This is a genomic window from Streptomyces spinosus, assembly GCF_020400655.1.
Lineage (GTDB): Bacteria > Actinomycetota > Actinomycetes > Streptomycetales > Streptomycetaceae > Streptomyces > Streptomyces argyrophylli.
On sequence record NZ_JAINRC010000012.1, the window covers coordinates 287,015 to 309,394 of the forward strand.

The following is a 22,380-nucleotide window of genomic DNA, read 5'->3' on the forward strand; positions in this document are numbered from 1 at the left end:
GGGACGACCCCTTCTCCTTCGAGCGGACGACGAGGCTCGAACTCGCGACCTCAACCTTGGCAAGGTTGCGCTCTACCAACTGAGCTACGTCCGCCTGTCGTTTCGGTCCGCTTGCGCGTCCCGGCGACGTGTTGAACTCTAGCGGATTCCCGGGCCAGTACAAAAACGCGTTTGCGCAGCGTGCTGCGGTGCGTCCGGCGGACCCCGTGGTCAGGGCCCCCTCCGGGACATCCCGCGGCCGGCTCCCGGACACCCGCCCTAGACTCGACCACGTGCTCCACCACCCGTCCGGCCTCCCCCCGCTGGCCCGTTTCGGCGACCGCGTCGCCACCGGCCTCCTCGACGTCACCAGCGATCCGGCCGCCCTGGACTCCACCGGCTTCTGGGCCGTCTGCGCGGACTTCGAGGGCCGCCTGACCTGCGCGCGCTTCGCGGACGTACGCGAGGAGCCGGTGCCCGCGCCGGTGCCCGGCGGATGGCGGGGACCGCGGCCGGGGGACTGGACCTCCTCCCTGGACCGCGCCGCGTACACCGCGGCCGTCCACCGCATCCGCGAGCACATCGCGGCCGGCGAGGTCTACCAGGCCAACCTCTGCCGCGTGCTCAGCGCGCCGGTCGGCCCCGCCGCCGACGTGGACGCCCTGACCGCGCTGCTGGCCCGCGGCAACCCTGCGCCGTACGCGGGAACGATCCGGCTGCCGGAGCACGGCGTGGAGATCGCCACCGCCTCGCCCGAGCTGTTCCTGCGCCGCGACGGCCGCACGGTCGAGTCGGGACCGATCAAGGGCACCGGACGCACCGAGGCGGACCTGCTGGAGAAGGACTACGCCGAGAACGTGATGATCGTGGACCTGGTGCGCAACGACATCGGCCGCGTCTGCGCGACCGGCAGCGTGACCGTCCCCGACCTGTGCGCCGTGGAGAAGCACCCGGGGCTCGTCCACCTCGTCTCGACCGTCCGCGGCGAGCTGCGGGCGGACGCCGGCTGGCCGGAGCTGCTGGCCGCGGCCTTCCCGCCCGGCTCGGTCACCGGCGCCCCCAAAGCGAGCGCCCTGACGATCATCGAGGCGCTGGAGACGGCGCCGCGCGGCCCGTACTGCGGAGGCATCGGCTGGGTGGACGCCGACCGGGGCACCGCCGAGCTGGCCGTGGGCATCCGCACCTTCTGGATCGACCGCGCCGCGGGCGCCCTGCGCTTCGGCACCGGAGCCGGCATCACCTGGGGGTCCGACCCGGAGGGGGAGTGGCGGGAGACCGAGCTGAAGGCGTCCCGGCTGCTCGCGGTAGCGTCGGGGGCGTACGACGAGACCGAGGGGGCGCTCCTGTGAGGATCTGGCTGGACGGCGAGCTGCGGGACCTGGAATCCGCCAGGATCTCCGTCCTCGACCACGGACTGACCGTCGGCGACGGTGTCTTCGAGACCGTCAAGGCGGTCCACGGCGCGCCGTTCGCGCTCACCCGGCACCTGGACCGGCTGACCCGCTCGGCCCGCAGCCTCGGCCTGCCCGACCCCGACCACGACGAGGTGCGCCGTGCCTGCGCGGCCGTCCTGGAGGCGGACCCGGTGCCGCTGGGCCGGCTGCGGATCACCTACACCGGAGGCCACGGCCCGCTCGGCTCCGACCGCGGCGACCAGGGCCCGACCCTGGTGGTCGCCGTCGGCGGGACCAGCCGCCGCCCCGACTCCACGGCGGCGATCACCGTCCCGTGGACCCGCAACGAACGCGGCGCCCTCGCCGGCGTGAAGAGCACCTCGTACGCCGAGAACGTCGTCGCCCTGGCCCGCGCCCACCAACACGGCGCCTCCGAGGCGCTGTTCGGCAACACGGTCGGACAGCTGTGCGAGGGCACCGGGTCCAACGTCTTCGTCGTCCTGGACGGCGAGATCCACACCCCGCCGGTCACCTCGGGCTGTCTGTCCGGCATCACCCGGGCCCTGGTCGTCGAGTGGGTCGGCGCCAAGGAGACCGACCTGCCGCTGGACGTCCTCCGGCGCGCCGACGAGGTCTTCCTGACCTCCACGCTGCGGGACGTACAGGCCCTGCACCGGGTCGACGACCGTGAACTGCCCGGCACCGGCGGCCCGGTGACCGCCGAGGCCATGCGGATCTTCGACGAGCAGGCCGGGCGGGACCTGGATCCCTGAGCCGGAAAACGGGCTGACGCGAGCGGTCGTCCCGGGTAGAACACCTGTGATGACCACGACCCTGCGGCCGGCCGGGCCGCTCCAGCAGCACCCCGACGGATCCCGTTCCCGCCGTTACGCGGTGTGCGTGAACAGCCGTCCCGTCGGGGAGATCCACCTCGGCACCTCGCCGTCCCTCGGCGCGTCGGTGGCCCGCGTCGTCGACCTGCGGATCGCCGAGCCCGACCGGCGGCGCGGCCGGGGCACCGTGGCGGCGCTCGCCGCGGAGGAGGTGGCCCGGGGCTGGGGCTGCGCACAGATGGAGGCGGTGGTGCCCGCGACGGCGGACGCCGCGCTGCGCCTGTTCGGTGCCCTCGGCTACACGGTGCGCAACCGCGGCATGGAGAAACGACTCGGCGCCACCCCGCCCGCGCTGCCGCCGGGCAGCCACGCGCGCCCCATGACCGAGGCCGAGTTCGCCGCCTGGCAGGAGGCGGAGGGCGAGCGGTACGCACGCGGGTGGATCGGGCGGGGCGTCCCCGAGGCCGCGGCCCGGGCCAAGGCCCGCGACGACCACGCGCGGCTGCTGCCGCACGGGCTCGCGACCGAGGGCGTGCTCTTCAGCGTGCTGGAGCACGAGGGCACCCGGGTGGGCACCCTCTGGCTGGCCCTGGAGGACGCCAAGGCGTTCGTGTTCGACGTGGAGACCTTCGCCGCCCACCGGGGGCGGGGACACGGCCGTACGCTCATGCTGCTGGCGGAACGCCAGGCGATCGAGGCCGGCCGGACGGTCCTCGGCCTGAACGTGTTCGCGGGCAACACCCCGGCCGAGCGGCTGTACGCGTCACTCGGCTACGAGACGGTGACCCATTCCCTGAGCAAGCCCCTGCTGTAGGACCGCGGAGCGCGCCCCTGCCGTAGGACCGCGCGGGCCGGCCGTGCCGCGCGGCCTGGGGCGACGGCTCGCACGCCGCCAGGCCCCGCGGAGCCGTCCCGCGCCCCCGCCCGCCCCCGGGTCAGACCTCCCGGTCGGCCAGCAGCCGGTCCGCGATCTCCTCGATGCGCCCGCGCAGGCCCTCCTGGCTCTTGCCGCCGTCGAGGCGCTCGCCGCCGATGACGTACGTGGGGGTGCCGGTCACGCCGATCGCCTTGCCCTCGGCCTGGTCGGCGTCGACGGCCAGGATGTGCCGCCCGTCGATCAACGCGGTGTCGAACTCCTCGGCGTCCAGGCCGAGTTCCCGGGCCACCTCGATCAGGAGGGGTTCTCCCTGACGGTCCAGCTCCGCCACCCGCTCCAGCACGGCCTCCACGTACGGCCAGCCCTTGCCCTGCTCCAGCGCCTCCTCGGCGGCCTGGGCGGCGGCGAAGGCGTGCTTGTGCTTCTCCAGCGGGAAGTGCCGCAGCCGCAGCTCGAGCCGGTCGCCGTAGCGGGCGCGCAGGGCGCGGACGTCGTCCAGGGCGGTGCGGCAGTCGGGGCACTGCAGTTCGCACCAGACGTCGAGGACGAGGGCTTCGGTGCGTGCGGGGGTGGAGTCGCTCATGCCTCCAGTCTTCCAGGCCGGGACCGGGCGGCCCAATCGGGACCTGGGCCGGTCGGTGGGGCGGGGACCGGCGCTCCGGGCGTCGGGCCTGCACCGGCACTCCAGTAGGAGGCGACCCGGAGATGTCCCTGATGTCTGGCCGGGGCATGGCATCGCGGGGACCGGGCGGTGCACGATGGAGGCGACGGACGAGCCCGCCAGGAGGACGGATGATTGCCGAGACAGTCTGCTCCGCCGTGTCGGCGGCGGGCCTGGGTATCGCGGTGGTCACGGCCTACCGCAAGCGTTTCCTGGCGGCGGCCCGCCTCGCGGCCTACTCGCTGGTGCCGGTCGGCCTGGTCATGACCGGCGTCGTCGGCTGGCTCGCCGACACCGCCCTGAGCCCCACCGCCTGGGCGGGCTTCGGGGTGCTGGGCGCGGCCTGGCTGCTGTTCGCCGGTACGCGTGCCGTGGAGCGACGGCGCGGAGGCGGCGGACGCGAGACGACCGGGCGGGCCGAGCGGGACGCGGTGGCGCCGGCGGCCCCGGCGCCGCCCCTCGGCGGGGCATCCCGGCCCGCGGGCCGCCCCGCGGCCGGCCCCCGGGCCGGCGCGCCCCGGACCGCCGACTCGGGCGAGGACTTCAGCGACATCGAGGCCATCTTGAAGAAGCACGGCATATGACAGTCACATGACTGGCTGAAACGACACAGAGGGTCCCCGGACGGCCGGAATCGTTCACGAGCCGGACGAACCTCGCGGTATTCGGTGAAGTCCCGCAAGATCCGTGAGCGTTGATCGCGTACGGCCCCTCGGGTGCGCCATCATCGGCCGCGAGATGCTGGACACGCAACAGAGCGAGGCCGCGCCGCAGAAGGACGAGCCGCGCGGATGCCTCTTCGCCCTTTCCCAGCCACCGCTGATGATCTTCCTTGCGGTGATCGGGTGTCTGCTGCTCATGGCTGCGCTGCACGACCTGCTGCTGCTGTGAGCCGTACACGTCCGTCCCGGCGCCACCCGCCGGGACCGACGTCGCACCGGGGTGGGCGGAGGACACCTCGGCCCGCCGCCTCCTCAGCCGGCCGCCTCCTTGCGCCGGGCCCGGTAGGCGGCGACGTGCAGCCGGTTGCCGCAGGTGCGGCTGTCGCAGTAGCGGCGCGAGCGGTTGCGGGACAGATCCACGAAGGCGCGCCGGCAGTCCGGGGCCTCACAGCGCCGCAGCCGTTCCTGCTCGCCCGCCACCACGAAGAAGGCGAGCGCCATTCCGCAGTCCGCGGCGAGATGGTCGGCCACGGAGGCGCCCGGTGCGAAGTAGTGCACGTGCCAGTCGTAGCCGTCATGGTCGGTCAGCCGGGGCGTGGTGCCCGCGGCGGCGACCAGTTCGTTGATCATCATGGCGGCGGACCGGGCGTCCGGGGCCGCGAAGATCGCCGCGAACCGCGCCCGGACCCGGCGCACCGCCGAGAGGTCGAACTCCGAGAGCACGCCGACGTCGCTCATCTTGTGGCCCCGTACGAAATCCGCGAGAGCCGGGACATCGGGCAGTCCGTCCGCCGCCGCGTCATCCTCCGGCGCGGTGTTCACCAGATCCACCACGGTGTCGAGGGCGCACCGGGTGTCGTGGGTGATCAGCACGTTTCGCTCCCTGGCCTGGGGGTCGGGCGGACGCCCGCCGATGCTGGCCGATGGTAGCGACAACCGCGCCCACCGCACCCGTGTGTGCCGGACCTCTCGCCTGCCGGTAGACGCCGCCGGCCGCCCGGGGGTTCCCGGGCGGGGCCGTCCGCACGCAGCGCACCCGGACGCACACGCAGGGCAGCCGGACGCGTACGGCCCGACGCCGCCTCCGCAGCACTCACGGTGACGGCGCCTGCCTGTGCCGTATGCGGTTGTCTTGGCCCGAGCCGTCTCCCCGAGTGGACGGCGCCGGGCTGCTCGGAAGGGCCGCGGCCTAGCTCTCCGCCAGGATGTGCGAAAGCTCCTGATCCAGGTCGAAGTGCCGGTGTTCCGTGCCGGGCGGCACGGCGGCGTCGGTTCGCTTCAGGAAGGACTCCAGGGCCCGCGCCGGGGCCTCGAGCAGCGCCTCTCCCTCCGGGGAGCTGAGGGCGATGCACACGACGCCCTGACCATGACTGCGGGATGGCCAGACGCGGACGTCGCCGGTGCCGGTGGGCCGGTGAAGCCCCTCGGCGAGGAGGTCGCGGGCGAACACCCACTCGACGGTCTCCTCGGCTCCGGTGTGGAAGGTGGCGTGCACGGCGTAGGGGTCGGCCGTGTCGTACCGCAGGCCTGCGGGGACAGGCAGGGAGGACTCGCTCGACACAACGAGGCGCAGGTGCAGCTCGCAGCTGACCGTGGTGTTCATAAGCGCCAGGGCCTTTCGCTCAGTGTGCGCTCGGGGATTCGCACGTCGGCGAAATCGACATGCCACCTACGGTGCCGTTGTAAACCCCTCTGAGGGTTTTGCGTGTGTTTACGTAACTCTTCCGGCCGAGAACTCGTGCCAGACCTACGACCATTCCGGTGACTGGATTCACTCGGGTAGGGTTTGTCTGTATGAATACGGGGAGTGACGATCCGGGCGAGGTCGCCGTGGCAGCGGACGAAGCGAGGGCGGACCGGCCCGAGACCGGCCAGGAGGCCGGGCACGAGGGCGAGCGCGGGCTCGGCTCACGGGCGCCGGAGTTCGTGAAGGCCCGCCGGGTCCTGCACCTGAGCTGGCAGGTCGGGGTCTTCGTGGTCGGCCTCGCGGTGGTCGGCGCGGGGATCGTCATGCTGCCGCTGCCCGGGCCCGGCTGGGTGGTGATCTTCGGGGGCATGGCCATCTGGGCGACCGAGTTCGTCTGGGCCCAGCTCGTGCTCCGCTGGACCAAACGCAAGGTCACCGAGGCGGCCCACCGGGCCCTCGACCCCAGGGTGCGCCGCCGCAACATCACCCTCACCGTGGTCGGGCTGGTGATCATCGGCGTGCTCGCCGGGATCTACTTGTGGAAATTCGGCCTCGTCATGCCGTGGAAGATCAAGGACCAGTGACGCGGCCCCCGGGGCCGGAGCCCCTGCGCCGCCCGACGCCGGTCGGAAGCACCGCCTGACATGGGGTAATGTTCTCCCTGTGCCCGGGCGATTAGCTCAGTGGGAGAGCGCTTCGTTCACACCGAAGAGGTCACTGGTTCGAACCCAGTATCGCCCACCCGGACCGACGGCCCACCTGCGACCAGCAGGTGGGCCGTCGGCGTAGGGGCACCCCGTCCTGCCGGTGGCGGCTACGAGGGACCGGGACCTCCGGCACTCCCGCACCGGCGCGTTTTGCGGAAACGGCAACAACGCTCGTACCCGCGGGGCCGCGTACCGGATCATGGCGACGCGGGGCCGGCCGGGCAGCCCGAGCGCCGGCCGTCGGACCTCGGCCGCGCGCGGGCACGACGGGCCGCCCGCACCCGGGGACCAGGCCAACCGGCGCGGATCCGCCACCGACCACACGTCCCGATGATCGTTCCCGTCACCCGGCCGCGCGGCGCCCGACGGCATCCTCGGCTCCGCCACCTGAAGCCTCGCTGGTCGGCCCGGCCGTCTGAAGCCTCGCTGGTCGGCCCGGCCGTCGCGGAACGGCCGTCCTGCCCAGCGCTCACGGACCCGCCCGGCCCCCCGCCGACGCACGGCACCGCAGCCCCGGCCGGCGTAGGCACACCACCATTCAGGAGGTCCCATGCCCAGTCCCTCTCCCGCCGGCACTCCGGACGCCGCCTCTGTCCGCGCTCCCGGGCCCGCCGCCGTCCCCGCCCCCACCCACCTCGTCCTCCCCACCCCCGCCGGCCGCACCCACGCCGTGCAGCAAGGCCGGCAGGGTCCGCTCGTGCTGCTCCTGCACGGCTTCCCGGAGTCCTGGTACGCCTGGCGCCACCAATTGCCGGTGCTCGCCGCCGCCGGTTACCGCGCGGTGGCGATCGACGTGCGGGGTTACGGCCGTTCGTCCAGGCCGGACGCGGTGGACGCGTACCGGATGCTGGAGCTGGTCGCGGACAACGTCGCCGTGGTGGAGGCGCTGGGCGAGCGGTCCGCGGTGCTCGTCGGGCACGACTGGGGTGCGTCGATCGCCGCCGCGTCGGCGCTGACCAGGCCGGACGTGTTCCGGGCCGTGGGTCTGCTGAGCGTGCCGTACACCCCGCCGGGTGGCCCGCGGCCCAGCGAGGTCTTCGCGGCGATGGCGGGGGAGGGGGCCGAGGGCGGCGCCGGGGAGGAGTTCTACGTCTCGTACTTCCAGCGGCCGGGCCGTGCGGAGGCCGAGATCGAGCCCGATGTGCGCGGGTGGCTGGCCGGTTTCTACGCGGCCCTGTCCGCCGGCACCATGCCCGCGCCGGACGCCCCGGCCCCGTACTTCGTCAGCCCCGGCGGCACACTGCGTGACCGTTTCCCCGTCGGTGTCCTGCCGTCCTGGCTGGAGGAGCACGACCTCGACGTGTACGCCGGAGAGTTCGAGCGGACCGGGATGACCGGTGCCCTGAACCGGTACCGGAACATGGACCGGGACTGGGCGGACCTGGCCGGTCGGGCGAACGCCCCGGTCACGCAGCCCTCGCTGTTCATCGGGGGTGAGCGGGACGCCTCCCTCGCCTGGCTGGCCGACGCGCTGACGGCCTTCCCCAAGACCCTGCCGGGACTGCTCGGCTCGCACATCCTGGACGGATGCGGGCATTTCGTCCAGCAGGAACGCCCGGACGAGACGAACCGCATCCTGCTCGACTGGTTGGCGTCCCTGCCGGTGTGACCGGCAGCCGGCGCGCGGGTCTCCGGTCTGCCGACCTGACCGGCCCCGGGCGAACGATCCTGAAGGCGGCCGGGATGCCGACGGCAATGCCGGGGGCTCGGCGCGGGGGCCGACAGCGGCTCCGGGAAGGGGGCGGTGACGATCCGTTACTTGTGGTGGGGTGCCGAGGACATCTTCTGGGAGAACTTCCGGACGCGGCCCGTCGGCGGAATTCCCGGACGTTCCCAAAACGCCGTCACATTCCCCGGGAAGTATGACAAGCGAGGAATTCCCCTCGATCCGGCATCACAGGCGCAGGCCGGAAAGCTGACCTGGCCCACTTAGGCGAGGGCGTCGCGCAGCCTGCGCCCCGACCGGTCTCCGCATCCCACCCCTCGGCCGTCTTGGGCCGAACGGACTGCCGCTACCGCAACGCCCGAGTCCTCCACCCGGGAGACCGGCAAGAGGGGGAGCGCCGCTGCACGGGCGGCGGCGCTCGCGCCCCCAGCGTGACGCCCGCCGCGGCCCGGCGCATGAGTACCCGTACTCAGATCCCCGCACGACGAACCCGCACGACGGCCCCCGCGCGACCTCGCGCACACTCGACCCATGGAATGGAACCACTACCGCTTCCTCAGCGTGTGGCCCCTGCCCGCCCCGCCGGCCACCGTGTACGCGGCACTGGAGCGGGCCGAGGACTACCCCCGCTGGTGGCCGCAGGTACGGGCGGTGACCCGGCTGGACGACGGCACCGGCGTGATCACCATCCGGTCCGCGCTGCCGTACGCCCTCACCTCCACCGTGCGGGAGACCCGGCGCGACCCCGCCGCCGGCGTCCTGGAGGTGACCCTGTCCGGCGACATCGACGGCTGGGCCCGCTGGACGGTCACCCCCGGCGGCCCCGGCGCCCTCGCCCGCTACGACCAGGAGGTCCGCGTCCGCAAGCCCCTGCTCAGACGGCTCGCCGTACCCGGACGGCCGCTCTTCCGCCTCAATCACCGGCTGATGATGCGGGCGGGACGGCGCGGACTGCTGCGCCACCTGGAAGCGGTTTGAAGGAACCCGGCCGGGACCTGTATTGTTCAGTGCGTTCCCGGGCGATTAGCTCAGTGGGAGAGCGCTTCGTTCACACCGAAGAGGTCACTGGTTCGAACCCAGTATCGCCCACCGGGAAAGGCCGGTCCGCCGTCGCGGACCGGCCTTCTTCATGACGCCAGGCCCTCACGCGGCCGCCGGCAGCGCCGGCCGGAGCGGCCACTCCGTGCTGACGACCTCCTCCGAACCACTGCGCGCGAACCACGCCTGCAACCCCCGCGCCTGCGCCGCGTGCCAGTTCGCCTGCAAGGTGTGCAGATCGGCGGGGGACAGCCGCTCCAGCCGGGCCGCGAACCGGCGGCCCAGCGCCCGGACGACATCCATCGCGGCCAGCGCGTCCGCCGCCGCGTCGTGTGCGTCCTGGAGCGTCACCTCGTAGTGCGCGCACAGGTCCGCCAGGGTGCGCCGGCCCTTGCGGTACCGGTCCAGGTGCTTGTCCAGCACCCGCGGGTCCAGCACCCTGAGCGGCGCCGACTCCAGCCAGCGGTCCAGCGACGACGCCCGGTGCCGGCGCAACTCCCGGTCCAGCAGTGTCAGATCGAACGGCGCGTTCATCACCACCAGCGGCCGGCCCAGCGCCGCGTGCTCGGCCAGCTGCTCGGCTATCTCGTACACCACCGGGGCCGGCCAGCGCCCGTTGTGCTGCAGGTGCTCCTCCGTCAGCCCGTGCACCGCCGTCGCCGCCTCCGGCACCGGCACACCCGGGTTCACCAGCCACCGGGTGATCCGGGGCCGGGTCCCCGGCGCGTCCTGGACGACGACGGCGGCCGACACGATCCGGTCGGTCTCGACGTCCACGCCCGTCGTCTCCGTGTCGAAGGCGGCCAGCGGCCCCTCGTACCAGGTCGTCATGCCAACCCAACTCCTCGCTCACCCATGGCAGATGACGTTCCGTCTTCTGCCCGTTTGGTGATACCCGGGCCGTTTGCGCCGTACGCCGGGGGGAGACAACAGGAGTACGGGTCTTTGCAGTTCAACGGCCCACAGCAGGGAAAGACTTGCCTGGGAAGGCTGTTGGTCATGGCCATAGCGCAGCCCGAGCGGGGCGGGCTGCTGCCCGAACGTCCGGGACACCTTCGCGGCTCGCTCGCCACCACCGCCTGCATGGAGACACTGCAGGTCGGCTATCTGCACGCGGTCGCCGCCGCGGCGGGCTGCTCGCTGTCCCAGCCGTTCCCGGACAACGGCATCGACTGGCACGTCAGCCACAGCGCGCCCGGGCACACCGTCGACGACGAGGTCACGATCAAGGTGCAGCTGAAGGCCACCTACCAGATCGCGCCGAACCCGCCGGGTCGCTCGTTCTCCTTCACCCTGGACAACGACCACCTGCGCAAGCTGGCCCGCACCCCCGTCTCGGTGCACAAGATCCTGGTCGTGATGCTCGTGCCGCGCTCCCAGGACGACTGGCTGCGCGCCGGCCACGACCGCCTCGACCTGCGGCACTGCTGCTACTGGAGCAACCTCGCGGGCCATCCCATCACCGGCCGGAACCGGACCACCGTGCGGATACCGACCTCGCGCATCTTCGACGACCGGGCGCTCTGCGAGATCATGACGCGGGTCGGGACGGGAGGCAGACCATGAGGAACCGTCCCTGGGGCGAGCCGGTACGGCACGTCCGGCCGCACCCCGACGACCTCCCCTGGGACCGGCCGCCCGAGCCCGCCGACGTCGACCCCGCCGTGCTCGGCGCCCTGCTGCGCCGGCACGGCTGGCAGCGGCGCGGCGGAGCACCCGGCCGGTACGGCCGCTGGACCCCGCCCGGCCCGGCCGGCGGCGGAACCAGCCTGCTGGTCCCCGAGAGCCGCGCCTTCCCCGACAGCGACGACCTGCTCGGCGAGGCCCTCGGCGCCCTCGCCCGCAGCCGCACCCCCTCCGCGCGCGAGGTCCTGATCTCCCTCGCCGTACCCAGCGACGAGGTCCGCTGGTGGCGCGACACCCCGGCAGGACCCGCCGGCGCCGCCCCCTGGACCGCGGACGACCACCTGCGCGGCGCCGCCCGGCGCACGCTGCTCGCCGCCGCGCTCGCCACACGCGCACGTGCCGGCTACTACGGCGCCCGCCACCGCCGCTCCGCCGCCGTCCTCCTGGACGACGTCCTCGTCGGCCCTGCCACCGAGGGCCGCACCCTCACCGCCTTCGTCCCCGTGACCGCCGGCCGGCCCCTCGCCGTCCGCCTCCACCAGGCCCTCCACGCCGCCCGTGAGGCCGTCGACTACCGCAGGGCCACCGGCGGCATGGACGCCTTCGACGGCGCCGTCGAGGCCGGCGTCAGCCGGGAACTCACCGAGGCGCTCGCCGCCCTCGTCCGCGGCACCGAGGGCGCCCGCGTCGCCGTCGCCTGGGCACCCGGCGCCGGCGTCCCCGAAGGCTGCGCCCCCTCCGCCGAACCCGTCGAGTTCTCACCCGGCGACCTGCCCGCGCTCCGCGAGGCCGCCGCCCGCTACCTGCGCGCCGAACCCTCCGTGCCGGTCACCGTCACCGGTGCCGTCGTCCGCATGCGCCGTTCCGGGCCCGGCGGCGGGGGCACCGTACGCCTGCGCGTCCTCGCCGGCGCCGACGTCCCGCACGTCCGCGTCACCCTGGGCGAGGAGGACTACCGCATCGCCGGCCACGCCCACCTCGTCGGCCTCCCCGTCCGCGTGCGCGGCCGGCTGGAGCGCCGGGGCGGCTTCCGCACGCTCACCGGCGCCTCGGGAGTGGTCCCCGTGCAGGTGGACGAGGCCGAACGGGACCGGCTGCTGAAGTCCCTCCAGGAGAACCTCGACTTCTTCGAGGAGGCGTGCGGGGAGGCGTGACCGAAGGGGTGCGGACGGTAACCGTTTCGCGGTCGGCGCCGTCGGGTCGGTACGATCGCCTGTGCGCGCGCTCCTGGTATGGCGCCGCACCCCACCTTCAGTCAGGAGAGACCGGTGTCAGACGTCCGTGTGATCATCCAACGCGATTCCGAGCGGGAAGAACGCGTGGTGACGACGGGCACTACGGCCGCCGACCTCTTCGCGGGCGAGCGCTCGATCATCGCCGCGCGCGTGGGCGGCGAGCTGAAGGACCTCGCGTACGCACTGTCCGACGGCGACGAGGTCGAGGGCGTCGAGATCTCGTCCGAGGACGGCCTGAACATCCTGCGCCACTCCACCGCGCACGTCATGGCGCAGGCCGTGCAGGAACTGTTCCCCGAGGCCAAGCTGGGCATCGGCCCCCCCGTCAAGGACGGCTTCTACTACGACTTCGACGTCGAGAAGCCGTTCACGCCCGAGGATCTCAAGGCCATCGAGAAGAAGATGCAGGAGATCCAGAAGCGCGGGCAGCGCTTCGCCCGCCGTGTCGTCACCGACGACGCGGCCCGCGAGGAGCTCGCGGACGAGCCCTACAAGCTGGAGCTGATCGGCCTCAAGGGCTCGGCGTCGCACGACGACGGCGCGGACGTCGAGGTCGGCGCCGGCGAGCTGACGATCTACGACAACCTGGACGCCAAGACCGGCGAGCTGTGCTGGAAGGACCTGTGCCGCGGTCCCCACCTGCCCTCGACCCGCCTCATCCCGGCGTTCAAGCTGATGCGCAACGCGGCCGCCTACTGGCGCGGCAGCGAGAAGAACCCGATGCTCCAGCGCATCTACGGCACCGCCTGGCCCTCCAAGGACGAGCTGAAGGCGTACCTGGACTTCCTCGCCGAGGCCGAGAAGCGCGACCACCGCAAGCTCGGCAGCGAGCTGGACCTGTTCTCCATCCCGGAGCAGATCGGCTCCGGCCTCGCCGTCTTCCACCCCAAGGGCGGCATCGTCCGCCGGGTCATGGAGGACTACTCGCGGCGCCGCCACGAGGAGGAGGGCTACGAGTTCGTCTACACCCCGCACGCGACGAAGGGGAAGCTCTTCGAGACGTCCGGGCACCTGGACTGGTACGCCGACGGCATGTACCCGCCCATGCAGCTCGACGAGGGCGTGGACTACTACCTCAAGCCCATGAACTGCCCGATGCACAACCTGATCTTCGACGCGCGCGGCCGGTCGTACCGCGAACTGCCGCTGCGCCTCTTCGAGTTCGGGACCGTGTACCGGTACGAGAAGTCGGGCGTCGTGCACGGCCTGACCCGCGCCCGCGGCTTCACGCAGGACGACGCGCACATCTACTGCACCCGTGAGCAGATGTCCGACGAGCTGGACAAGACGCTCACCTTCGTCCTCGGCCTGCTGCGCGACTACGGCCTGACCGACTTCTACCTGGAGCTGTCCACCAAGGACCCGGAGAAGTTCGTCGGCTCCGACGAGGTCTGGGAGGAGGCGACCGAGACCCTGCGCCAGGTCGCCGAGAAGCAGGGCCTGCCCCTCGTCCCCGACCCGGGCGGTGCCGCCTTCTACGGCCCGAAGATCTCCGTCCAGGCCAAGGACGCCATCGGCAGGACCTGGCAGATGTCGACCATCCAGCTCGACTTCAACCTGCCCGAGCGGTTCAACCTGGAGTACACGGGCCCCGACGGCTCCAAGCAGCGCCCGGTCATGATCCACCGCGCGCTGTTCGGTTCCATCGAGCGGTTCTTCGCCGTCCTGCTGGAGCACTACGCGGGCGCCTTCCCGGCGTGGCTGGCGCCGGTCCAGGCGATCGGCATCCCGATCGGCGACGCGCACGTGGACTACCTGCAGAAGTTCGCCGCCGCGGCCAGGAAGCGGGGCCTGCGCGTCGAGGTGGACTCCTCCTCGGACCGCATGCAGAAGAAGATCCGCAACGCCCAGAAGCAGAAGGTGCCCTTCATGGTCATCGCCGGCGACGAGGACATGTCGAACGGCTCGGTGTCCTTCCGCTACCGCGACGGCTCGCAGGAGAACGGCATCCCGTTCGACGAGGCCCTCGCGAAGATCGCCAAGGTGGTCGAGGAGCGGGCCCAGGTCTGAGCCGCCCGAGCACCGAAGGCCCCCGGGACCATGGTCCCGGGGGCCTTCCCCGTCCCTGCCCGCCGGCCGGGTCCGGCCACGGAACGCCGGCCGGCCGCCCCGGCGACACGCCGGGAAGGGCCGAAGCCATATGCTGCCTAGCATGACGAGTGAGCCGGAGCAGCAGATCGGAGTGGGGACGCAGGACGCGTTCCAGCGCCTGTGGACGCCCCACCGGATGGCCTACATCCAGGGTGAGAACAAGCCGACCGGCCCGGGGGCCGGCGACGGCTGCCCCTTCTGCTCGATTCCGGCCAAGTCGGACGAGGACGGGCTGGTCGTCCGGCGCGGTGAGCACGTGTACGCCGTCCTCAACCTGTACCCGTACAACGGCGGCCACCTGATGACCGTGCCCTACCGCCACGTGGCCGACTACACGGACCTGACCGGACCGGAGACGGCCGAGCTGGCGGAGCTGACCAAGCAGGCCATGACCGCCCTGCGGACCGCGTCCGGCGCGCAGGGGTTCAACATCGGGATGAACCAGGGCGGGGTGGCGGGAGCCGGTATCGCCGCGCACCTGCACCAGCACATCGTCCCGCGCTGGGGCGGCGACACGAACTTCATGCCGGTCGTGGGCCACACGCGGGTGCTTCCGCAGCTCCTGGCGGACACCCGGAAGATGCTGGCGGAGGCGTGGCCGACGGCGTGAGCCCGTCCGGCACGTGAGGACGAGGCCGTCCACGGCCGGCGCGCGGGTCCGGGGACGGCCCCCCGGCTCCGGCACCGGCCGGACCGACGGAAGGCCTACGCGTCGTAGACGTCGGCCTTCTTCGGCATCGGGTCCTGGACGTTGCCGCTGAGGAAGGCCGAGCGGGCGCCGAACTTCTCCGTGTTCACGCCGTTCTCCTCCAGGAGCTTGATCGCGGCGGAGTGCACCACGCGCAGCACCGGTGTCGCCGCGCGCAGCGCGTCGTCGGCCATGAAGCGATGGCGCCACGGCTGGTCGGCCCAGGCGTGCCGCAGGCCGAACGGCTCGGGCAGGCCCAGTGAGCCGCCGAGCCAGTTCAGCAGCGGCGGGTACCAGGTCAGCGGGGCGCGCACGGCGAGCCGTACCACCTCGTCGGTGGTGACCAGCGGCAGCTTGATCGTGCGGTTCTCCCAGGGCTTGAAGGACTTGGCGACCTCCTTGGTCGGCGCCTCCGGCTTGCTGGTGAACAGCGAGTTCACCGGTCCCAGCGCGTGCCCCGTGACCTCGATGCGCAGCGTCTCGTGCAGCACGGTGACCGTGATCAGCATGGTGATGACCAGCTGCCCGTCCCACAGGGTCCACTGCACGCCCAGGTAGTGCCGGTCACCGCTGCCGAACTGCTGTTTGTTGCAGATGTCCTGTATGGCGTGCGGCTTGACCTGGAAGGCCTCGACGTCGGTGCCCTCGGGCCGGGACACCGCCGTGGCCTTCTCGCCGATCGGGGTGACGATCCAGTGCCGTATCGACGGCTTGGGGAAACCGCCGGTGTTCAGCGGGCCGCGCTCCAGCAGGGCCAGCTGGTCGTGGATCGCGCGCACGACGTCCCAGCTGCGGAAGGGGTGGATCTCCCGGCCGGGGTCGGCGGGCACGAGGTCCTCGGCGAGCTGCCAGGCGCCCCAGCGGGTGCCCATGCCGAGTATGCCCTTGGGGCCGGCGTAGAAGACCGAGTTCGACTGCTGCTCGGCGCTCAGCCGGGCCAGCGACTGGCGCAGCTCCTCCGCGGCGGTCTGGCCCGGACCGCGCGGCACGGCCTCCGGGACCTTGGCGCCGACGCTGGTGCCCGAGAGCAGGCCGTCCCAGCGCACGCGCAGGTCCGCGGCGGTGCGCTCGCAGATGCGCTTGGCCCAGAACCAGCCGAGCACGGGGACGACCACGGACGCGCGGGCGTACCAGGCCCAGAAGCCGGAGAACGGCATCTTGATCAGGAACAGCGCGGCGAGCACACCGACGCCCAGCAGGAGCGCGGTCGCCAGGGCCCCGGCCCGCTTGTCCTCGCGCCGGGCGACGAAGGTGCGCAGTTGGAAGACGAGCAGCCAGCCGATCATCCCGGGCAGGAAGAGCAGTCCGCAGACGACGGTGATGGCCGTCAGGCGGTTGTCGCGCTCCCGGCGGATGTTGTTGGCCGCCAGCGCGTGCTCCACCACGAACTTCGGTTCGGTGCCGAAGGACTGGATGAGCGGCTTGCGTCCGGGGGCGAGCATCCGGTCGACGAGGGCCCGGGAGAACGCCTCACCGAGATTAGGCCGGAACAGCTTGATCCGGCCGGGCTTGACGGTCGACTGGTGCCACTCGTTGTCGGCCTTCTTGATCTCCTCGATCGGGCTGTCCCGGTACGCCGCGGAGGCCAGCGCGGAGGTCGCCGCCTGCCCCTCGTCGCCCGAGACGGGTACCTGGGGCCCGTCCCACTCCGTTCCAAACGACATTCCCGCCCCCATCACCGCCGGTGCCGTTCCTGCGGCCTTCCCGACTTCCCTGCCCCGCACACCTGTTGGACCGCACGTCGTGCCGGCACCGGTCGGCTGCCGGTCGGTCGCGGCACGACGACATCAGGTGATCAGCGTATCCGCCGGCACCGACAGCGCGTGGGCGGACGGCCGAAGCCGCCCGCCCGTGCGCCGGTCGTGCGCCGGTGTACCAGGGCCTCTCCTTCGGATCAGGCCGAACGAAAGAACCTAGGCCTCGTCCCCGGCCTGTTCGCGGATGCGTTCGGCGATCTGCGGCGGCATCGGCTCGTGCCGGGCGTACCCCCGGTCGAAGCGGGCCGTGCCGTGCGACAGCGAACGCAGGTCCACGGTGTACCGTCCGATCTCGAACTCGGGCACCTCGGCGCGGATCAACGTGCGTCCCGTGCCCACCTGTTCGGTGCCGAGCAGCCGGCCGCGACGGCTGGAGAGGTCGCTCATCACGGCCCCCACGTAGTCGTCGCCGACCAGGACGGTCACCTCGGCGACCGGCTCCAGCAGATGGATCCTCGCGTCCGCCGCGGCCTCGCGCAGCGCGAGCGCGCCCGCCGTCTGGAAGGCGGCGTCGGAGGAGTCCACCGAGTGGGCCTTGCCGTCCACCAGCGTGACCCGCACGTCGACCAGGGGGTAGCCGGCGGCGACCCCCTTGGCGGCCTGAGCGCGGACGCCCTTCTCTACGGACGGGATGAACTGGCGGGGCACCGCGCCGCCGACCACCTTGTCCACGAACTCGATGCCCGAGCCGCCCGGCAGCGGTTCGACCTCGATCTCGCAGATGGCGTACTGGCCGTGGCCGCCGGACTGCTTGACGTGCCGGCCGCGCCCGGTGGCCCGGGTCGCGAACGTCTCCCGCAGGGAGACCCGGTGCGGGACGACGTCGACCTGGACGCCGTAGCGGCTGCGCAGCCGTTCCAGGGCGACGTCGGCGTGGGCCTCGCCCAGGCACCACAGGACGACCTGGTGGGTGTCCTGGTTCTGCTCCAGGCGCATGGTCGGGTCCTCGGCGACCAGCCGGGACAGCCCCTGGGAGAGCTTGTCCTCGTCGGCCTTGCTGTGCGCGTGGATGGCGAGCGGCAGCAGCGGGTCGGGCATCTGCCAAGGTTCCATCAGGAGCGGGTCGTCCTTGGCGGAGAGGGTGTCGCCGGTCTCGGCCCGGCCGAGCTTGGCCACGCAGACCAGGTCGCCGGCGACGGCGTGGGTGACCGGGCGCTGCTGTTTGCCGAACGGCATGGACAGGGCGCCGACCTTCTCGTCCACGTCGTGGTCCTCGTGCCCGCGGTCGGCGAGGCCGTGCCCGGAGACGTGCACGGTCTGGTCCGGGCGCAGAGTGCCGGAGAAGACGCGGACCAGCGAGAGCCGGCCGACGTACGGGTCGGAGGAGGTCTTGACGACCTCGGCGACCAGCGGGCCGTCCGTGTCGCACGGCTTCAGCTCGCGCGGCTCGCCGTCGACCGTGGTCACCCCGGGCAGCGGATGCTCGAACGGGGTCGGGAAGCCGCGCGTGACCAGCTCCAGCAGCTCCACCGTGCCGAGGCCCTGCCTCGCGCCCTCGGCGGCGGGGGCGGCGGCCAGCACGGGGAAGAACGAACCGCGTGCCACGGCCCGCTCCAGGTCCTCGATCAGCGTCTTGACCTCGACCTGCTCACCGCCCAGGTAGCGGTCCATGAGGGTCTCGTCCTCGCTCTCCGCGATGATCCCCTCGATGAGCCGGTTGCGGGCCTCCTCGATGTCCGGGAGCTGGTCCTCGCCGGGTTCGGACTCCTTGCGCTCCCCGGTCGAGTAGTCGAACAGCTTCCGCGACAGCAGCCCGACGAGCCCGGTCACGGGCGCGTGCCCGTCGGGGCCCTCGGGGCCGCGCAGCGGCAGGTACAGCGGCAGGACGGCGTCGGGGTCGTCACCGCCGAAGGCCTCCGCGCAGATCCGGGTCATCTCCTCGAAGTCGGCGCGGGCGGCCTCCAGGTGCGTGATCACGATCGCACGGGGCATGCCCACGGCCGCGCACTCCTCCCACACCATCCGGGTCGATCCGTCCACGCCGTCGGAGGCCGAGACGACGAAGAGGGCCGCGTCCGCCGCGCGCAGACCGGCCCTCAGCTCACCGACGAAGTCGGCGTAGCCGGGAGTGTCCAGGAGGTTGACCTTGATGCCGTCCCATTCGACCGGCACGAGGGAGAGCTGTACCGAGCGCTGCTGCCGGTGCTCGATGTCGTCGTGGTCGGAGACGGTACCGCCGTCCTCGACGCGCCCCGCCCGGTTCACCGCCCCCGCGGTCAGCGCGAGCGCCTCCACGAGGGTCGTCTTTCCCGAGCCGGAGTGGCCGACCAGCACCACATTCCGTATGGACGCGGGTCGGTCGGCCGCCAGAGCCCTGCCGGCGGCCCCAGGGTGGTGTGTCTGTGCCTTGTCGCCCATGATCCTGCCTCCCGTGCACGGTGAGGGTGGGCGCGGACACGCGGGATCCGCGTGTGCGGCGGCTCCGGCGACGCCCGCGGTCATTCGAGCTTTCCACTCCCGTCACGCCGCGTCCATACGAAGGACCGCGACGGGTGCGCAGCGTGCGTGCGCGGCACCGATCCCGTCACGCACGCCCCGCGCGCGACGGCACGCGCCGGTTCCCGGCGCGGCTGTGGGTGCCCGCCCGCCACGCACACGCGCGCGTGGCTACGATGGGCCAGCCGGCGGCCACCAGGGGCCACGGCGACACCGACCGTCGGGAAGGCCATGCTGAACAAGTACGCGCGTGCATTCTTCACGCGTGTCCTCACACCGTTCGCCGCGTTTCTCATCCGCCGGGGCGTGAGCCCCGACGCGGTCACGCTCATCGGCACGGCCGGGGTGATCGCGGGGGCGCTGGTCTTCTACCCCAGGGGCGAGTTCTTCTGGGGCACGGTCGTGATCACCCTGTTCGTCTTCTCCGACCTGGTCGACGGCAACATGGCCCGCCAGCTGGGCCGCTCCAGCCGCTGGGGCGCCTTCCTGGACTCCACCCTGGACCGGGTCGCCGACGGCGCGATCTTCGGCGGCTTCGCGCTCTGGTACGCGGGCAACGGGAACGACAACGTGCTGTGCGCGGTGTCGATCTTCTGCCTCGCGAGCGGCCAGGTGGTGTCGTACACCAAGGCGCGCGGCGAGTCGATCGGGCTGCCGGTCGCCGTCAACGGGCTCGTCGAGCGTGCCGAGCGGCTGGTGATCTCGCTGGTCGCGGCCGGTTTCGCGGGCCTGCACAAGTTCGGTGTGCCGGGCATCCAGTGGCTGCTGCCCATCGCCCTGTGGATCGTCGCCGTCGGCAGCCTCGTCACCCTGGTCCAGCGGGTCGTCACCGTCCGCCGCGAGTCCGCCGAGGCGGAGGCGGCGGCCCGGCAGAGCACGAGCGAGGCGACGCAGTGAGCGCCGCCGACCGGCTCACCGACGCGCTGTACGGGCTCGGCTGGGGCACCGTCAAGAAGCTCCCGGAACCGGTCGCGGTGCGCCTCGGCCGGACCATCGCCGACCTCGCCTGGAAGCGGCGCGGCAAGGGCGTGAAGCGGCTGGAGGCCAACTACGCGCGCGTGGTGCCGGACGCCACCGCGGAACGGCTCGCCGAGCTGTCCCGCGCGGGCATGCGCTCCTACCTGCGCTACTGGATGGAGTCCTTCCGGCTGCCGGCCTGGAGCGCCGAGCGCGTCCGGACGGGCTTCGACCCGAAGGACGTCCACCACCTGACCGACGGCCTCGCCGCCGGCCGGGGCGTGATACTCGCCCTGCCCCACCTGGCCAACTGGGACCTGGCCGGCGCCTGGGTCACCACGGAGCTGAGGACGCCGTTCACGACGGTCGCCGAGCGGCTGAAGCCCGAGACGCTGTACGACCGCTTCGTCGCCTACCGCGAGGGCCTCGGCATGGAGGTCCTGCCGCACAGCGGCGGCTCCGCCTTCGGTGCCCTGGCCCGCAGGCTGCGCGACGGCGGCCTGGTCTGCCTGGTGGCCGACCGCGACCTGTCCGCCTCCGGCGTCGAGGTCGACTTCTTCGGCGAGACGGCCCGGATGCCGGCCGGACCGGCCCTGCTGGCCCAGCAGACCGGCGCGCTGCTGCTGCCCGTCACCCTCTGGTACGACGAGACGCCCGTCATGAAGGGCCGGGTGCATCCGGCGATCGAGGTCCCCGAGTCAGGCAACCGCGCCGAGAAGACGTCTGTCATGACACAGGCGCTGGCCGACGCCTTCGCCACCGGGATCGCGGACCACCCGGAGGACTGGCACATGCTCCAGCGGCTGTGGCTCGCCGACCTCGACCCCGCGAAGGGACCCGCGTGAGAATCGGGATCGTCTGCCCGTACTCCTGGGACGTGCCCGGTGGCGTCCAGTTCCACATCCGCGACCTCGCCGAGTACTTCCTGCGGCTCGGCCACGAGGTGTCCGTCCTCGCCCCGGCCGACGACGACACCCCGCTGCCGCCGTACGTGGTCTCCGCGGGCCGCGCGGTCCCGGTGCCGTACAACGGCTCGGTGGCCCGGCTGAACTTCGGCTTCCTGTCGGCCGCGCGGGTACGGCGCTGGCTGCACGAGGGCGCCTTCGACGTGGTGCACATCCACGAGCCGACCTCGCCCTCGCTGGGCCTGCTGACCTGCTGGGCGGCGTCCGGCCCGATCGTGGCCACCTTCCACACCTCCAACCCGCGCTCGCGCGCGATGATCGCCGCGTACGCGATCCTCCAGGCGGCGCTGGAGAAGATCAGCGCGCGGATCGCGGTCAGCGAGTACGCCCGCCGCACCCTGGTCGAGCACCTCGGCGGGGACGCGGTGGTGATCCCCAACGGCGTCGACGTGGACTTCTTCGCCAGGGCCGAGCCCAAGCCCCAGTGGCAGGGCGACACCATCGGCTTCATCGGCCGCATCGACGAGCCCCGCAAGGGCCTGCCGGTCCTGATGCGGGCCCTGCCGCGCATCCTCGCCGAGCGGCCGGGGGCCCGGCTGCTGGTCGCCGGCCGGGGCGACGAGGAGGCGGCCGTCGAGGACCTGCCGAAGGAGCTGCGCTCCCGTGTCGAGTTCCTCGGCATGATCAGCGACGAGGACAAGGCGCGGCTGCTGCGCAGCGTCGACCTGTACGTCGCCCCCAACACCGGCGGGGAGAGCTTCGGCATCATCCTGGTCGAGGCGATGTCCGCGGGCGCCCCCGTGCTCGCCTCCGACCTGGACGCGTTCGTGCAGGTCCTCGACCAGGGCCAGGCCGGCGAGGTCTTCACGAACGAGGACGCCGACGCGCTGGCCGAGGCGGCCGTACGGCTGCTGCGGGACCCCGCCCGCCGGACCGCACTGCGCGAGCGCGGCAGCGCCCACGTACGGCGGTTCGACTGGTCCACGGTCGGCGCGGACATCCTGTCCGTCTACGAGACCGTGACGGCGGGCGCGGCGGCAGTGGCCGCGGACGAACGCACGACGGGCCTGAGAGCGCGCTTCGGGCTGGCACGGGACTGAGCGCCGGGCCGGGGCGGGCGGGCTGTCCGAGCCGAGCCGCGGGGACCCGGCCGGAGCCGCTCCCGGGCCGTGCCCAGCGGC

General features: G+C 72.7%; 20 protein-coding genes, 3 tRNA genes and 1 pseudogene. 17 read left to right on the top strand and 7 right to left on the bottom strand.

The features are described from left to right. Positions 1-21: 21 nt before the first annotated feature. A tRNA-Gly gene (locus LG395_RS23875) sits at positions 22-94 on the bottom strand. Between the two features lie 178 nt (positions 95-272). Between LG395_RS23875 and LG395_RS23880 the strand changes: the two genes are divergently transcribed. The 3 genes from LG395_RS23880 to LG395_RS23890 are packed head-to-tail and all read left to right on the top strand — an operon-like array spanning position 273 to position 3,020. Then, the gene (locus tag LG395_RS23880) at positions 273-1,328 is read left to right on the top strand and encodes a chorismate-binding protein (RefSeq protein ID WP_225811141.1); all 1,056 of its coding nucleotides are present in this window, start codon (positions 273-275) and stop codon (positions 1,326-1,328) included. Continuing rightward, positions 1,325-2,146 (top strand): aminotransferase class IV, encoded by an 822-nt coding sequence (locus tag LG395_RS23885; RefSeq protein ID WP_171158084.1) that lies wholly within the window; start codon positions 1,325-1,327, stop codon positions 2,144-2,146. Before LG395_RS23880 ends, LG395_RS23885 begins: the two co-directional genes overlap by 4 nt. A gap of 49 nt (positions 2,147-2,195) precedes the next feature. Beyond that, positions 2,196-3,020: a GNAT family N-acetyltransferase gene (locus tag LG395_RS23890; protein WP_225811142.1), complete on the top strand. Its 825-nt coding sequence runs from the start codon at positions 2,196-2,198 to the stop codon at positions 3,018-3,020. Positions 3,021-3,141: 121 nt separating this feature from the next. Here LG395_RS23890 and LG395_RS23895 read toward each other — a convergent pair whose 3' ends face one another. Next, positions 3,142-3,666, bottom strand: a complete 525-nt coding sequence (locus LG395_RS23895; RefSeq protein ID WP_225811143.1) for a DsbA family protein — start codon at positions 3,664-3,666, stop codon at positions 3,142-3,144. 209 nt (positions 3,667-3,875) lie between these two features. Here LG395_RS23895 and LG395_RS23900 point away from each other — a divergent pair, with 209 nt between their 5' ends. Continuing rightward, a complete protein-coding gene (locus tag LG395_RS23900) occupies positions 3,876-4,328 on the top strand; it encodes a hypothetical protein (protein ID WP_171158088.1) in 453 nt (150 codons plus the stop codon). Between the two features lie 103 nt (positions 4,329-4,431). After that, positions 4,432-4,635: a hypothetical protein gene (locus LG395_RS23905; protein WP_225811167.1), complete on the top strand. Its 204-nt coding sequence runs from the start codon at positions 4,432-4,434 to the stop codon at positions 4,633-4,635. A gap of 83 nt (positions 4,636-4,718) precedes the next feature. Here the strand turns inward: LG395_RS23905 and LG395_RS23910 are convergent, their stop codons facing one another. Both LG395_RS23910 and LG395_RS23915 read right to left on the bottom strand, forming a co-directional pair. Next, positions 4,719-5,279, bottom strand: coding sequence for a CGNR zinc finger domain-containing protein (locus LG395_RS23910; RefSeq protein ID WP_171158090.1), 561 nt, complete (start codon positions 5,277-5,279; stop codon positions 4,719-4,721). A gap of 316 nt (positions 5,280-5,595) precedes the next feature. Further along, entirely contained in the window at positions 5,596-6,009 is a 414-nt protein-coding gene (locus LG395_RS23915) for an SsgA family sporulation/cell division regulator (RefSeq protein ID WP_004002642.1), read from the bottom strand. Positions 6,010-6,200: 191 nt separating this feature from the next. Between LG395_RS23915 and LG395_RS23920 the strand changes: the two genes are divergently transcribed. The 5 genes from LG395_RS23920 to LG395_RS23940 all read left to right on the top strand — a co-directional run bounded on the left by LG395_RS23920 (position 6,201) and on the right by LG395_RS23940 (position 9,555). Beyond that, the gene (locus tag LG395_RS23920) at positions 6,201-6,677 is read left to right on the top strand and encodes a TIGR02611 family protein (RefSeq protein WP_171158092.1); all 477 of its coding nucleotides are present in this window, start codon (positions 6,201-6,203) and stop codon (positions 6,675-6,677) included. 85 nt (positions 6,678-6,762) lie between these two features. Next, positions 6,763-6,834: transfer RNA gene (locus LG395_RS23925), tRNA-Val, on the top strand. 516 nt (positions 6,835-7,350) lie between these two features. Further along, positions 7,351-8,409 carry an alpha/beta fold hydrolase gene (locus tag LG395_RS23930; protein ID WP_225811144.1) on the top strand — a complete coding sequence of 353 codons (1,059 nt, stop codon included), beginning with the start codon at positions 7,351-7,353 and terminating at the stop codon, positions 8,407-8,409. 588 nt (positions 8,410-8,997) lie between these two features. Continuing rightward, positions 8,998-9,444, top strand: a complete 447-nt coding sequence (locus LG395_RS23935) for an SRPBCC family protein (protein ID WP_225811145.1) — start codon at positions 8,998-9,000, stop codon at positions 9,442-9,444. Positions 9,445-9,483: 39 nt separating this feature from the next. After that, positions 9,484-9,555, top strand: a tRNA-Val gene (locus LG395_RS23940). Positions 9,556-9,609: 54 nt separating this feature from the next. Here the strand turns inward: LG395_RS23940 and LG395_RS23945 are convergent. Beyond that, on the bottom strand, positions 9,610-10,335 hold the full coding sequence (locus LG395_RS23945; protein ID WP_171158098.1) for a 3'-5' exonuclease: 726 nt from the start codon (positions 10,333-10,335) through the stop codon (positions 9,610-9,612). A 168-nt stretch (positions 10,336-10,503) separates the two neighbouring features. On the opposite strand from LG395_RS23945, the gene LG395_RS23950 reads away from it, so the two are divergent. The 4 genes from LG395_RS23950 (at position 10,504) to LG395_RS23965 (ending at position 15,066) form a co-directional block, all read left to right on the top strand. After that, complete coding sequence (locus tag LG395_RS23950; protein ID WP_171158099.1) at positions 10,504-11,070, top strand: DUF4365 domain-containing protein; 567 nt, start codon at positions 10,504-10,506, stop codon at positions 11,068-11,070. Then, entirely contained in the window at positions 11,067-12,284 is a 1,218-nt protein-coding gene (locus LG395_RS23955; protein ID WP_225811146.1) for a hypothetical protein, read from the top strand. The genes LG395_RS23950 and LG395_RS23955 overlap by 4 nt, the downstream gene beginning before the upstream one ends. Before the next feature lie 114 nt (positions 12,285-12,398). Beyond that, complete coding sequence (gene thrS, locus LG395_RS23960) at positions 12,399-14,375, top strand: threonine--tRNA ligase (protein ID WP_171158103.1); 1,977 nt, start codon at positions 12,399-12,401, stop codon at positions 14,373-14,375. Between the two features lie 130 nt (positions 14,376-14,505). Continuing rightward, positions 14,506-15,066 carry an HIT family protein gene (locus LG395_RS23965; RefSeq protein ID WP_171158104.1) on the top strand — a complete coding sequence of 187 codons (561 nt, stop codon included), beginning with the start codon at positions 14,506-14,508 and terminating at the stop codon, positions 15,064-15,066. A gap of 95 nt (positions 15,067-15,161) precedes the next feature. Here the strand turns inward: LG395_RS23965 and LG395_RS23970 are convergent, their stop codons facing one another. Together LG395_RS23970 and LG395_RS23975 are read right to left on the bottom strand one after the other, a co-directional pair. Next, the gene (locus LG395_RS23970; RefSeq protein WP_225811147.1) at positions 15,162-16,808 is read right to left on the bottom strand and encodes an AbeC-like domain-containing protein; all 1,647 of its coding nucleotides are present in this window, start codon (positions 16,806-16,808) and stop codon (positions 15,162-15,164) included. Positions 16,809-17,057: 249 nt separating this feature from the next. Then, positions 17,058-19,259 (bottom strand): elongation factor G-like protein EF-G2, encoded by a 2,202-nt coding sequence (locus LG395_RS23975; RefSeq protein ID WP_225811148.1) that lies wholly within the window; start codon positions 19,257-19,259, stop codon positions 17,058-17,060. 254 nt (positions 19,260-19,513) lie between these two features. Here LG395_RS23975 and pgsA point away from each other — a divergent pair. The 3 genes and pseudogenes from pgsA (at position 19,514) to LG395_RS23990 (ending at position 22,299) form a co-directional block, all read left to right on the top strand. After that, a pseudogene (gene pgsA / locus LG395_RS23980) lies at positions 19,514-20,234 on the top strand (phosphatidylinositol phosphate synthase). Next, positions 20,231-21,139 (top strand): phosphatidylinositol mannoside acyltransferase, encoded by a 909-nt coding sequence (locus tag LG395_RS23985; RefSeq protein ID WP_171158112.1) that lies wholly within the window; start codon positions 20,231-20,233, stop codon positions 21,137-21,139. Before pgsA ends, LG395_RS23985 begins: the two are co-directional and overlap by 4 nt. After that, positions 21,136-22,299: a glycosyltransferase family 4 protein gene (locus tag LG395_RS23990; RefSeq protein WP_171158113.1), complete on the top strand. Its 1,164-nt coding sequence runs from the start codon at positions 21,136-21,138 to the stop codon at positions 22,297-22,299. The genes LG395_RS23985 and LG395_RS23990 overlap by 4 nt, the downstream gene beginning before the upstream one ends. The last annotated feature ends 81 nt before the right edge of the window (positions 22,300-22,380 follow it).

Excerpts from the sequence above, each read along its gene's own strand:
- LG395_RS23915 (WP_004002642.1), bottom strand. The coding sequence starts at position 6,009 with ATGAACACCACGGTCAGCTGCGAGCTGCACCTGCGCCTCGTTGTGTCG.
- LG395_RS23895 (WP_225811143.1), bottom strand. The coding sequence starts at position 3,666 with ATGAGCGACTCCACCCCCGCACGCACCGAAGCCCTCGTCCTCGACGTC.
- LG395_RS23975 (WP_225811148.1), bottom strand. The coding sequence starts at position 19,259 with ATGGGCGACAAGGCACAGACACACCACCCTGGGGCCGCCGGCAGGGCT.
- LG395_RS23945 (WP_171158098.1), bottom strand. The coding sequence starts at position 10,335 with ATGACGACCTGGTACGAGGGGCCGCTGGCCGCCTTCGACACGGAGACG.
- LG395_RS23890 (WP_225811142.1), top strand. The coding sequence starts at position 2,196 with ATGACCACGACCCTGCGGCCGGCCGGGCCGCTCCAGCAGCACCCCGAC.
- LG395_RS23965 (WP_171158104.1), top strand. The coding sequence starts at position 14,506 with ATGCTGCCTAGCATGACGAGTGAGCCGGAGCAGCAGATCGGAGTGGGG.
- LG395_RS23900 (WP_171158088.1), top strand. The coding sequence starts at position 3,876 with ATGATTGCCGAGACAGTCTGCTCCGCCGTGTCGGCGGCGGGCCTGGGT.
- LG395_RS23970 (WP_225811147.1), bottom strand. The coding sequence starts at position 16,808 with ATGTCGTTTGGAACGGAGTGGGACGGGCCCCAGGTACCCGTCTCGGGC.
- LG395_RS23920 (WP_171158092.1), top strand. The coding sequence starts at position 6,201 with ATGAATACGGGGAGTGACGATCCGGGCGAGGTCGCCGTGGCAGCGGAC.
- LG395_RS23930 (WP_225811144.1), top strand. The coding sequence starts at position 7,351 with ATGCCCAGTCCCTCTCCCGCCGGCACTCCGGACGCCGCCTCTGTCCGC.
- LG395_RS23935 (WP_225811145.1), top strand. The coding sequence starts at position 8,998 with ATGGAATGGAACCACTACCGCTTCCTCAGCGTGTGGCCCCTGCCCGCC.
- LG395_RS23950 (WP_171158099.1), top strand. The coding sequence starts at position 10,504 with ATGGCCATAGCGCAGCCCGAGCGGGGCGGGCTGCTGCCCGAACGTCCG.
- LG395_RS23955 (WP_225811146.1), top strand. The coding sequence starts at position 11,067 with ATGAGGAACCGTCCCTGGGGCGAGCCGGTACGGCACGTCCGGCCGCAC.